The organism is Frateuria sp. sgz306004 (genome assembly GCF_057750885.1).
Map to the genome: position 1 here is coordinate 470,413 of NZ_JBYLFE010000004.1, position 12,207 is coordinate 482,619.

Sequence of the window (12,207 nt, forward strand, 5' to 3'; positions counted from 1 at the left end):
TTATGGGTGTCGCGGGACTCGCCCTTGGCACCGTTGAACCACAACCCCTGGCCGCAGCCAGGGGCACCAAAAGCCGTCGACGACCCGATCAGGGCCGCACGACAGCCAATACTTTCGCCACGACATCGTCGATACCCATGCCAGTGGTGTCGATGAACACCGCATCGGCGGCCGGCTTGAGCGGCGCGACCGTTCGTGAGGCATCACGGGCGTCGCGCGCTTCGATCTCGCGCTGAAGGGTGGTAAGTGTAACGCTCAGACCCTTTTCCTTCAACTGCTTATAGCGCCTTTTGGCGCGCTCGGCGGCACTGGCGGTAAGAAACACCTTGAACGGGGCGTCCGGGAAGATGACGGTGCCCATATCGCGACCATCGGCAACCAGGCCGGCCCCCTTCCTAAAAGCCAACTGCATGTCCACAAGTGCTTGACGCACCGAAGGAATCGATGCAATCGCCGAGGCCGCCGCGCCCGCGGTTTCCGTGCGCAATTCGTCGGTGGCGTCGTGCCCATTGACCAGGACCCGGGTGTCGCTGCCATCGGTGGCGGCCTGGAAGCGGATCTTGGTGGTCTGGGCGCACCGGGTCACGGCTTCGGCGTCGGACAGGTCCAGGCCCTCAGCGCCCGCGGCATAGCCCACGGCTCGGTACAACGCCCCCGAATCGAGCAGGCGCCAACCCAATGCCTCCGCCACGCGGCGGCTGATGGTGCCCTTGCCCGATCCCGAAGGTCCGTCAATGGTCAATACGGGGACGGACGATGCACTCATGGGGGCTCCTGACGGCGGCAAGGGAAAACGCATATGCTATCGCGTTGCCCCTCGCACGGAACGCGGGATGTCCTTTTGCCCTTTGCCAGTCCGTCAGGCCCATGCACGTCCATACCATGAATGATCTGCGCCGCGAATTCGAACAAGCCGCCGAAGATGTACAAGGGCTTGAACAGCGGCCGGATAACGACACGCTCCTGCGTCTCTACGCGCTCTACAAACAAGGCTCGGAAGGCGACGTCCACGGCGAGCAGCCGGGCTTTTTCGACTTTATCGGCACCGCCAAGTACGAGGCCTGGGCGCAATTGCGCGGCATGTCGGAAGACGACGCCATGCAGGGCTATATCGAGCTGGTGCAGGAGCTATTGGCCTGAGGGCCGGCCTCGCTTAAGTCAGGCTCCGCCTTCGGCGCGCACCCAACGCACAAGCAACCATGGATAGCAGCGGCTTGAGCTAGCACTCGCTTGGCCGGCCGAAGCCGGCACCATCCAAACGCATTCGCCCCGTCATCGTCATCCCGGCGGATGCCGGGACCCAGAGACGTGTCACTTGCCTGACGACCGGAATGGCCCTGGATCCCAGCGTCCGCTGGGATGACGAACAAAGGGGCGATGTCGCGGTACACAACGCCAGCACGTCAGCCACTGGCGCGGCCTGGGCGAGCACTCGCTTGACCGGTCAAAACCTGAGCGACCCAAGCCCCATCGTCATCCCGGCGGACGCCGGGATCCAGCGACGTGTCACCTGCATGAAGACCGGAATGGCACTGGATCCCAACATCAGCTGGGATGACGAACAGGGAGGGGATTTCGCGGCGCACAACTCCAGCACATCAGCCACTGGCGCGGCCTGAGCAAGCACTCGCTTGACGGGTCGAAACCTGAACGACCCAAGCCCCATCGTCATCCCGACGGACGCCGGGATCCAGCGGCGTGTCACCTGCATGACGATCGGAATGGCACTGGTTCCCAACATTCGCTGGGATGACGAACAAGGGGGGGCGATCTCGCGTTCGCGCAAGCCCAACGCCTCAGCCACTTGCTTTCAAACGCCTCCCGCAGGCACATTCATACGATCGTTTGAACTGATCGACGGTCGCCATGTCCTTCTCTCGCCTGTTCTCCCCGCTCGATCTTGGGCACACCACCCTGCCCAACCGCATTTTGATGGGCTCCATGCACACCGGCCTGGAAGACAAGGCCAGTGACTACGACAAGCTGGCCGCTTACTTCGCCGAGCGGGCGCGCGGCGGCGTGGGCCTGATGGTGACTGGCGGCATTGCGCCCAGCATCCAGGGGTGGCTGAAGCCCTTTGGCGGACGCCTCTCCATGCCGTGGCATGTCGCCCGGCATCGCAAGCTCACCCGTGCGGTGCACACCGAGGGCGGCAAGCTGTGCATGCAGATCCTGCATGCCGGGCGCTATGGCTACCACCCGCTGTCGGTCGCCCCGTCCAAAATCAAGTCACCCATTACGCCGTTTACGCCCAAAGCGCTTTCCGCGCGCGGCGTCGAGCGCACCATCGCAGACTTCGTGCGCTGCGCCCGGCTCGCGCAGGACGCCGGCTACGACGGCGTGGAAATCATGGGTTCGGAAGGCTATTTGATTAACCAGTTCCTGGCCGCGCGCAGCAACCAGCGCAACGACGCCTGGGGTGGCGACGCCAACCGCCGCATGCGCTTTGCCATCGAGATCGTGCGGCGCACGCGCGAAGCCGTGGGCCGCGACTTCATCATCATTTACCGCTTGTCGATGCTCGACCTGGTGGAAGGTGGCCAGGATTGGAGCGAAATCGTCACGCTCGCCAAGGCTATCGAAGCGGCCGGCGCCAGCATCATCAACACCGGCATCGGCTGGCATGAGGCGCGTGTCCCCACCATCGTTACCAGCGTGCCCCGCGCGGGCTTTGCCTGGGTCACCAAGAAGCTGAAGGGTGAGGTCGCCATCCCGCTGATCACCACCAATCGCATCAACATGCCCGAGGTGGCCGAGCAGATCCTGGCGAGCGGTGAAGCGGACATGGTGTCGATGGCGCGCCCGCTGCTGGCCGATCCGGAGTGGGCGAAGAAGGCGCAAGCGGGACGCAGCGAACGCATCAACACCTGCATCGCCTGCAATCAGGCCTGCCTGGATCACGTGTTCCAGAACCGCCGTGCCAGCTGCCTGCTCAATCCGCGCGCCTGCCACGAAACCGAGCTGACCATCGCGCCGACCGCCACCCGCAAGCGCATCGCCGTCGTCGGCGCAGGCCCGGCCGGCCTCGCCTGCGCCAGCACGCTCGCCGAGCGCGGTCACGCCGTGACGCTGCACGATCAAGCCAGCGACATCGGCGGGCAGTTCAACTACGCCAAGCGCATCCCCGGCAAGGAGGAATTCCACGAGACGCTGCGTTACTTCCGTCACCGCCTGGAAGACACTGGCGTGTCGTTGCGTCTGGGCGAGCGCACGGAGGCTACCGCGCTCGCCGGGCAGGGCTACGACGAGGTGGTGGTGGCCACGGGCATCACACCTCGCAAGGTGAGCTTCCCCGGCAGCGATCATCCGCGCGTACTCAGCTATCTCGATGTGCTGGCGCGCAATGCTCCCGTCGGCGAGCGCGTAGCCATCATCGGCGCCGGCGGCATTGGCTTTGATGTGGCCGAGTTCCTGGTGGAGCATGCGCCCTCACCCACGCTCGACGTCACGCGCTGGACGCGCGAATGGGGCGTGGATCGCCAGCTCGAAACGCGTGGCGGCCTGGCTCCCGCCCAACCGGAAGCCCCCGCACGTCAGGTGTGGCTGCTCCAGCGCAGCGAAGGCCGCCCCGGCGCACGCCTCAACAAGACCACGGGCTGGGTGCATCGGGCCACGCTCAAGGCCAAGCGGGTCACCATGCTCGGCGGCGTCACCTATAACCGCTTCGACGAACAGGGCCTGCACATCAGCGTGGACGGCAAGCCCCAGCTACTGCCCGTGGACAATGTGATTGTCTGCGCGGGCCAGGAGCCCAATCGCGCACTGGCCGACGCCCTGCTCGCCGCCGGTGTAAAGACGCACGTGATTGGTGGCGCCGACGTGGCGGCCGAACTGGATGCCAAGCGCGCCATCGACCAGGGTACCCGCCTGGCGGCGACCCTCTAAGCCTGCGGCGATCCACTCTGGCGCAGCCCGCCCCGGGCCGCGCCGCGCCGAACGCCGGGTCAATTCACGGACGTCGAAACGACAACGCCCGGCCAATTGGCCGGGCGTTGCGCGAAAAAGAAAGCGCCCCGCTGGGCGACGCGTCGATATGGGCCAGGGGGGAGGAGGCCAGATATCGCGGGGGTAGCGTCGCAGCGGGGCGAGGGTCGCCGCCACCTGGGGGGAGGGGACGGTGGCGGGACAGGAGCAATCTTAGGCTCGTCGACTTATAGACACAAATATATATTTTGTTGTCCACTTAGTCGAAATCCATATTAAAGCCCCTCCCATGTTTGACTTCCGTCAGCTTCGTTACTTTGTAACAGTCGCAGAGGAGCTGAGCTTCACCCGCGCGGCGCAGCGCCTGTACATTTCGCAACCCCCTCTTTCTCAACAGATACAAGCACTTGAGAACGATCTCGGGGTGCGTCTGCTGGAGCGAAACAAGCGAAACGTGTCGCTGACCGAGCCTGGCAAGCTTTTTCTGGAACAAGCGCGGCAAATTCTCGCCAAGGCGGAAGAAGCCCGTATCCAGATGGCGGATGCCGCCACCGGGTTCAGCGGCAAGCTGCGCCTGGCCTACACCGTGTCGGTCACGTTCCATCCCGCACTGCCCCACACCCTGCTCCGCTATCGCAGCTTTGCCCCACAGGTGCGGCTGATCCTCAGTGAGATGTATACCGAGCAGCAGTACGCGGCCCTGCTGGCGGGCGAGTTGGACGTGGGCTTCGTGCGTGACGAGCCCGAGCACCCCGGCATGGCGCGCAACCTGCGGCTGGATGTGATCGACCGCGAACCGCTGGTACTCGCCCTGCCCGCCAACCACCCGCTGGCCGACCGGGAGAGCCTGTGGCTGCGCGAGGTGGCGATGGAGGCCTTTATCGTGCAGCCGCGCGAACTGGCCGCCACCCTGTACGACCGCCTCACCCAGATCGCCGCCAAGGCCAACTTCCATCCGCTCATTCGCCAGCACGCCCAGCAGATCAATGGCCTGCTGGTACTGGTGGCGGCAGGCATGGGGCTGGCCCTGGTACCGGCGTCCATGCGCTCGGTAAACCTGGCCGGCGTGAAATATCTGCGGCTAGAAGACCCCGATGCCTATATGCTGCTGGCCCTGGCAAGCCGCGTGGATGATCCCTCGCCGGTGGTGAGGCGCTTTTTGAGTGCCATGACCGAGCCCGAATGAGCGCGCCGTTCATCTACGGTGAGACAAATCCCCCCGATAACGCGCAAAACCCGGCTTTTTGCCCGTTTGGCGCCTTTTTGCTCAAGGCATCCAAGGACTTGCGCAACATCAACAAACTGTTTATAGTTTCTTTCTTGTATTTTTCATTCGTTAGTTTCAGGAGCTGGCCGTGAAGGTGCTTTCCTCTTTGAAGTCCGCCAAGGCGCGGCACCGTGACTGCAAGGTTGTGCGTCGTCGCGGCAAGGTGTTCGTGATCTGCAAGAGCAACCCGCGTTTCAAGGCTCGTCAGCGCTAATTGCTAGCTGCGATGAGTTGAAAAAAGGCCGCGAAAGCGGCCTTTTTTAATGGCTTGCGATCAGGCTTGGCGCAAATAGGCTACCAACGCCCTCGCCTGCTCGGCCTGAAACTGGCGGTCGGACATGGGCAGCACCGTCTGCCACAGCGACACCGGCTCGAGCGCAAAGCTCTCGATGGCGCCGGCCGCGGAAAGCACGGCGAATTGCATGGCACGCCGCGGAGAGCGGTGGCGCACCTCGGCGCGAAAGACCTGCAGCAACTCCACCACCTGCTCGATGTTCTCCGCGATGTGCAGCCGCACTTCAGTGGCGAACTCGGAGGCACCTTCGCCTTCCAGAAAGCGCATCAACGCCCGCATCAGGCGTGGATGGCGGCGATATTGCGCAAACAGCAGCTCCATCAACTGGGCCGCCGACGCCTCCAGCGTGTCACGCAGGAGCATCGTTCTCAGATGCTCGCGGTTTCCTGTGTTGCTCGCCCGCAACATGTGCAGGAACGCCTCGCGCAGCAGCGCATCCTTGTCGGGAAAGCGACGATAGATGCTGGCCGGCGCCACACCTGCCAGCGCTGCGATTCGTGGCACCACCGCCCCTTCCAGGCCGTCCGCGTCCAATGCTTTGACGGTGGCGGCCAGCAGGCGGTCGAGCGTTTCCCGGCTGCGCTGCTGCCTGGGCTCGCGCACCCCTGAAATCTTCTTGTTCGTCATGCACTGGACAATGCCTTATACAAATGCGAATGTAAATTTACATTTACTTTAAGGGTTGACCATGCAGACGACGGGAGTGCTGTTGGCGCTGTGCGCCGCATGGCTGGTGTGCGTGGCGCCGTGGCTGGATCTCGCGACCACCCGGCGGCTGCAGCGCCATAGCGATAGTCGCGGCCGGCTACGGTTCTACCGCCACGGCATAGCCTGGCTGTGGCTGAGCGCCCTGGTGGTGGCGGTCATTGCGCCATGGGGTGCCCCTTGGAGCATCCGGTTGCCTGCCGCTGGCCCCGGGTCGCCTGACCTGCCCTGGTTGAGGCCGGCAGGGGCTGCCGTGCTGACGATCTACGCCGCACTGGCACTATGGCCGGGCGTGCATTCCCTGCTCGTTACTGGCGCCCGCCCTCGCTATCTGCGCGCGCTGGCTCGATTGCAGTTCGTACTGCCCGTATCGCCGCGCGAACGTACCTGGTGGGCATGGGCCAGCCTCACCGCCGGCATCTGCGAAGAATGGCTCTATCGCGGCTTTCTCATGCAGTACCTGGCGGGGCGCTGGCATGACGGCCCCTCGCTGGGACCACTCGGCGCCGTCGTCGCCAGTTCGGTCGTATTCGGGCTTGGCCATCTGTACCAGGGAAAGCGCGGCATGCTGAGCACCGGCATCGGCGGCTTGTTCTTCGGCCTCCTGGCCTGGATGACCGGCAGCCTCGCCCTGCCGATGCTGCTGCACGTGCTGATGGATCTTCAGGTGCTGGCCATGTACTGGCCCAGCCGTGACGACCCCGCGCTAGCGCAAACCTTGATCGCGGGGACATCCGGCGAGTGATGCGTAAGCGAGGGGCACCCGCTCCGCGAAAAGCGGTGCGCCATCATCGAAAGTCTGATTGGACGACATATGAATCGCCATCCCAGCGAACGCTGGAGGCGCCCTTCAGCTACCGAAATGCGGGTCATCGACCATCAGCGAATCAGTGAGCGCCATGGCACTGGATTCCTGCTTTCGCAGGAATGACGATCGAAGTCAGGGAGCCCTGGGCAATCAAGCCAGCGGGTCTTGCAGAAGGGGCGTCGTTGGCGCGACATGAAAAATCGTACGACACGGCCGTGAGTACCATGGCGACTAAGAGCTCAATCACCCATGCCACCCATAAAAAAAACGACGGCGGCGCCACATCATCGTGACACCACCGCCGGTTCTTGGACAGATCACGCAGCCGCCAGGCAAATGCCCGGCGGTGGCGATCCTCAGTCGTAACGCACGCCCGTGATTTCGTAGCGCTTCACGCCGTTGGGCGCGTTGAACTCGAAACTGTCGCCTTCGTTCTTGCCGATCAGCGCGCGCGCAATCGGGGAGGATACGGCGATCAAGCGCAGTTTGATGTCGGCCTCCAGGTCACCCACGATCTGGTAGGTCACGGCTTCGCCGCTGTCCTCGTCTTCCAGATCCACGGTGGCGCCGAACACCACGCGCGTGCCGGCCGCAAGGCGGCTCACGTCGATCACTTCCGCGGTGGACAGCAGTGCTTCCAGGGCGCCAATGCGCCCCTCGATGAAGCTCTGCTGTTCGCGTGCGGCGTGATACTCCGCGTTCTCCTTGAGGTCGCCGTGCGCGCGTGCCTCGGCGATGGCCGCAATGATGTTCGGCCGATCGACGGACTTCAGCTTTTCCAGCTCACCGCGCAGGCGCTCCGACCCAACCTTGGTGATGGGCGCACGACTCATGCGTTCAATTCCTTATGAAGTTCCTGCAGGCTGTGCACCTGGCCATCGCCGTGGAAGTCGAGCGAATGCACCAGCGCACGCGCACCTGCCACCGTGGTGGAGTACGTGACACGCTGCTGCAAGGCTTCGCGCCGGATCGAGAACGAGTCAGCGATGGCTGCCTTGCCCTCGGTGGTGTTGACGATATAGACGATCTCGCCGTTCTTGATCAGGTCGACGATATGCGGACGACCGTCAGCCACCTTGTTGATGCGCTCGCAGGTCACGCCGTGCTCGGCCAGGTACTTGGCCGTGCCTTCGGTGGCGACCAGGCTGAAGCCGCGCTCCAGCACTTCGCGCGCGATCGGCAGCAGGCGATCCTTGTCGGCGTCACGCACCGACACGAACACCTTGCCCTTGGGCGGCGTCTTGATGCCGGCGGCATCGTGACCGCGCGCAAAGGCGGCGCCGAAGCTGCGACCCACGCCCATCACCTCGCCGGTGGAGCGCATTTCGGGGCCGAGGATCGGGTCCACGTTCTGGAACTTCAGGAACGGGAAGATCGCTTCCTTCACCGAGTAGTAGCCCGGGATCACTTCCTTGGTGGTGCCCTGTGCCTTGAGCGTGCGGCCCGCCATGGCGCGCGCAGCGATCTTGGCCAGCGGCACGCCGGTGGCCTTGGACACGAACGGCACGGTACGCGAGGCGCGCGGGTTCACTTCCAGGATGAACACGGTGTCGCCCTGGATGGCGAACTGCGTGTTCATCAGGCCGATGACCTTGAGCTCCTTGGCCATGGCGGCCACCTGGCGACGCAGCTCGTCCTGCACGTCGGCGCTGAGCGAATACGGCGGCAGCGAGCACGAGGAGTCGCCCGAGTGCACGCCGGCTTCCTCGATGTGCTCCATGATGCCGCCGACCAGCACGTTGCCTTCGGCGTCGGCGATGATGTCCACGTCCACCTCGACCGCATGGTCGAGGAAGCGATCCAGCAGCACCGGGGAGTCGTTGGACACCTGCACCGCTTCGCGGATGTAGCGCGAAAGGTCGGCGTCACCGTAGACGATTTCCATGGCGCGACCACCCAGCACGTAGCTCGGACGCACCACCAGCGGGTAGCCGATCTCGCGAGCCAGCGCCAGCGCCTCGTCGGCGTTGCGCGCGGTGCGGTTCGGCGGCTGCTTCAGGCCGATCTTTTCGATCATCTGCTGGAAGCGCTCGCGATCTTCCGCCAGGTCGATGGAGTCCGGCGAGGTGCCGATGATCGGCGCGCCTGCCGCTTCCAGCGCACGCGCCAGCTTCAGCGGGGTCTGGCCGCCGTACTGCACGATCACGCCCTTGGGCTTCTCCAGGTCGACGATTTCCAGCACGTCCTCGAGCGTGAGCGGCTCGAAGTACAGGCGGTCGGAGGTGTCGTAATCGGTGGAGACGGTTTCCGGGTTGCAGTTGACCATGATGGTCTCGAACCCATCTTCACGCAGCGCCAGCGCGGCATGCACGCAGCAGTAGTCGAACTCGATGCCCTGGCCGATGCGGTTCGGACCGCCGCCCAGCACGATGATCTTGTCGCGGTTAGTCGGGTTGGCCTCGCACTCTTCCTCGTAGGTCGAGTACATGTACGCCGTGGTGGTGGCGAATTCGGCCGCACAGGAGTCCACGCGCTTGTACACCGGGCGCACGCCCAGCGTACGACGCAGGTGGCGCATGGCCGCCTCGTTGGTATCGAGCAGCTCGGCCAGGCGCGCGTCGGAGAAGCCCATGCGCTTGAGTTCGCGCATGCGGCCGGCGTCGACGGCGGTGATGCCCTGCGCCTGCACGTCCTTCTCGGTGAGCACGATGTCCTCGAACGCCGCGAGGAACCAGGGGTCGACGCGGCTAAGGGCGTAGACCTCTTCCAGCGACAGGCCGGCGCGGAAGGCATCGGCCAGGTGGAACACGCGATCCGGACGCGGCTCGCGCAGTTCGCGCTTGAGCACGGCCAGACCGTCTTCGGTCGTGAGATCCAGGCCGGTCGGGTTCAGGCCGGTCTTGCCGATTTCCAGGCCACGCAGCGCCTTCTGCAGCGATTCGTGGAAGGTGCGGCCCATCGCCATCACTTCGCCCACCGACTTCATCTGGGTGGTGAGGCGGGCGTCGGCAGCCGGGAACTTCTCGAACGCGAAGCGCGGAATCTTGGTGACCACGTAGTCGATGGACGGCTCGAACGAAGCCGGCGTGAGGCCGCCGGTGATGTCGTTCTTGAGCTCATCGAGCGTGTAGCCCACGGCCAGCTTGGCGGCGATCTTGGCGATCGGGAAGCCGGTGGCCTTGGAAGCGAGCGCGGACGAGCGCGACACGCGCGGGTTCATTTCGATGACCACCACGCGACCGTTTTCGGCATTGATGCCGAACTGCACGTTGGAGCCGCCGGTATCCACACCAATCTTGCGCAGCACCGCGATGGAGGCATCGCGCAGGCGCTGGTATTCCTTGTCGGTGAGCGTCTGAGCCGGCGCCACGGTGATGGAGTCACCGGTGTGCACGCCCATCGGGTCGAGGTTTTCGATGGAGCACACGATGATGCAGTTGTCCGCCTTGTCGCGGACCACTTCCATCTCGAACTCCTTCCAGCCCAGCACCGATTCCTCCACGAGGATTTCGTGAACGGGCGAGAGGTCGAGGCCGCGCTTGGCGATTTCCTCGAACTCTTCCTTGTTGTAGGCGATGCCGCCACCGGAGCCACCCAGCGTGAAGCTCGGGCGGATGATGGTCGGGAAACCCACCTTGGTCTGGATCTCCAGCGCCTGCTCGAAGGTCCTGGCCACTTCGGCCTTGGGACACTCCAGGCCGATGTCCTTCATGGCCACGCGGAACAGCTCGCGGTCTTCGGCCATGCGGATGGCTTCGCGCGATGCGCCGATCAGCTCGACGTTGTACTTCTCGAGCACGCCGTTGTCGGCGAGGTCCAGCGCGCAGTTGAGGCCGGTCTGGCCGCCCATGGTGGGCAGCACGGCGTCCGGGCGCTCCTTGGCGATGATGCGCTCCACCGTCTGCCAGTTGATCGGCTCGATGTAGACGGCGTCGGCCGTCTCCGGGTCGGTCATGATGGTGGCGGGGTTGGAGTTCACCAGGATGACGCGGTAGCCCTCTTCCTTCAGCGCCTTGCAAGCCTGCGCGCCGGAGTAGTCGAACTCGCAGGCCTGACCGATGACGATCGGGCCGGCGCCGATGATGAGGATGCTCTTGATATCGGTGCGCTTAGCCATTCTTGCGGGCCTCCTGCATCAGGGCGGCAAAACGATCAAACAGGTAGCCGATGTCGTGCGGGCCGGGGCTGGCTTCCGGGTGACCCTGGAAGCAGAACGCCGGGCGGTCGGTGAGCGCGAAGCCCTGCAGCGAGCCATCGAACAGCGAAACGTGGGTGACGCGCACGTTGGCCGGCAGCGTGGCCGGGTCCACCGCAAAACCGTGGTTCTGCGAGGTGATCAGCACGCGGCCGTCGTCCTGGTCCTTCACGGGGTGGTTGGCGCCGTGGTGGCCGAACTTCATCTTGAGCGTCTTGGCGCCCAGCGCCAGGCCCATGATCTGGTGACCCAGGCAGATGCCGAACAGCGGAATTTTGGCGTCCAGGAAGGTGCGCGCGGCAACGATGGCGTAATCGCAGGCCGCCGGGTCGCCGGGGCCGTTGGAAAGGAACACGCCATCGGGCTTCATCGCGAGCACGTTGGCGGCCGGCGTCTGCGCGGGCACCACCGTGATGTCGCAACCCTGCTCGGCGAGCAGGCGCAGGATGTTGTGCTTCACGCCGAAGTCGTAGGCCACGACCTTGAAGCGCTTGGCCGGCTGGCTGAACGACGTCTCGTCCAGGTCGTAGGTGCCTTCGGTCCAGGTATAGGACTGGCCGACGCTCACTTCCTTGGCCAGATCCATGCCGTTGAGGCCCGGGAAGGCGCGCGCCTTGGCCAGGGCTGCTTCGGCATCCACCGTCTCACCGGCCACGATGCAGCCGGCCAGCGCACCCTTGTCACGCAGGATGCGGGTGAGGCGACGGGTATCAATGCCGGCAATCGCCACGATGCCGTGACGCTTGAGGTAATCGGGGAGGCTTTCGGTGCTGCGCCAATTGCTCGGGCGACGCGGCACGTCGCGTACGATCAGGCCGGCGGCATGGACGCTGTCGGACTCGGCATCTTCGACGTTGACGCCGGTATTGCCGATGTGGGGATACGTCAGCGTGACGATCTGTTTGGCGTACGAGGGATCGGTAAGGATCTCCTGGTAGCCGGTCATGGCGGTGTTGAAAACCACCTCGCCGACGGTTTCACCAGTCGCGCCCACGGCATGACCGTGGAACACGCTGCCGTCTTCGAGGGCAAGCAGAGCAGGGATAGGCATGGGAGACCGCCTTTTTAGGTGC

General features: G+C 64.5%; 10 protein-coding genes. 5 read left to right on the forward strand and 5 right to left on the reverse strand.

The features are described 5' to 3' along the window. Positions 1-88: 88 nt before the first annotated feature. Positions 89-799: a (d)CMP kinase gene (gene cmk, locus AC3G2C_RS11205; RefSeq protein WP_488384683.1), complete on the reverse strand. Its 711-nt coding sequence runs from the start codon at positions 797-799 to the stop codon at positions 89-91. Between the two features lie 83 nt (positions 800-882). Here cmk and AC3G2C_RS11210 point away from each other — a divergent pair, with 83 nt between their 5' ends. From AC3G2C_RS11210 to ykgO, 4 genes are all read left to right on the forward strand, one after another. Beyond that, positions 883-1,140: an acyl-CoA-binding protein gene (locus AC3G2C_RS11210; RefSeq protein ID WP_488384684.1), complete on the forward strand. Its 258-nt coding sequence runs from the start codon at positions 883-885 to the stop codon at positions 1,138-1,140. Positions 1,141-1,866: 726 nt separating this feature from the next. Next, entirely contained in the window at positions 1,867-3,885 is a 2,019-nt protein-coding gene (locus AC3G2C_RS11215; RefSeq protein ID WP_488384685.1) for an oxidoreductase, read from the forward strand. Positions 3,886-4,213: 328 nt separating this feature from the next. Next, positions 4,214-5,110 carry a LysR substrate-binding domain-containing protein gene (locus AC3G2C_RS11220; protein ID WP_488384686.1) on the forward strand — a complete coding sequence of 299 codons (897 nt, stop codon included), beginning with the start codon at positions 4,214-4,216 and terminating at the stop codon, positions 5,108-5,110. Between the two features lie 169 nt (positions 5,111-5,279). Next, a complete protein-coding gene (ykgO, locus tag AC3G2C_RS11225) occupies positions 5,280-5,405 on the forward strand; it encodes a type B 50S ribosomal protein L36 (RefSeq protein ID WP_010342887.1) in 126 nt (41 codons plus the stop codon). A 60-nt stretch (positions 5,406-5,465) separates the two neighbouring features. Here the strand turns inward: ykgO and AC3G2C_RS11230 are convergent, their stop codons facing one another. Beyond that, on the reverse strand, positions 5,466-6,113 hold the full coding sequence (locus AC3G2C_RS11230; protein ID WP_488384687.1) for a TetR/AcrR family transcriptional regulator: 648 nt from the start codon (positions 6,111-6,113) through the stop codon (positions 5,466-5,468). A 61-nt stretch (positions 6,114-6,174) separates the two neighbouring features. Between AC3G2C_RS11230 and AC3G2C_RS11235 the strand changes: the two genes are divergently transcribed. Beyond that, a complete protein-coding gene (locus AC3G2C_RS11235; RefSeq protein ID WP_488384688.1) occupies positions 6,175-6,936 on the forward strand; it encodes a CPBP family intramembrane glutamic endopeptidase in 762 nt (253 codons plus the stop codon). 419 nt (positions 6,937-7,355) lie between these two features. On the opposite strand, the gene greA is transcribed toward AC3G2C_RS11235, so the two are convergent. The 3 genes from greA to carA are packed head-to-tail and all read right to left on the reverse strand — an operon-like array spanning position 7,356 to position 12,185. After that, the gene (gene greA / locus AC3G2C_RS11240; RefSeq protein WP_488384689.1) at positions 7,356-7,832 is read right to left on the reverse strand and encodes a transcription elongation factor GreA; all 477 of its coding nucleotides are present in this window, start codon (positions 7,830-7,832) and stop codon (positions 7,356-7,358) included. Then, positions 7,829-11,056, reverse strand: a complete 3,228-nt coding sequence (carB, locus tag AC3G2C_RS11245) for a carbamoyl-phosphate synthase large subunit (protein WP_488384690.1) — start codon at positions 11,054-11,056, stop codon at positions 7,829-7,831. Before carB ends, greA begins: the two co-directional genes overlap by 4 nt. Further along, complete coding sequence (gene carA, locus AC3G2C_RS11250) at positions 11,049-12,185, reverse strand: glutamine-hydrolyzing carbamoyl-phosphate synthase small subunit (RefSeq protein ID WP_488384691.1); 1,137 nt, start codon at positions 12,183-12,185, stop codon at positions 11,049-11,051. Before carA ends, carB begins: the two co-directional genes overlap by 8 nt. Positions 12,186-12,207 lie beyond the last annotated feature (22 nt).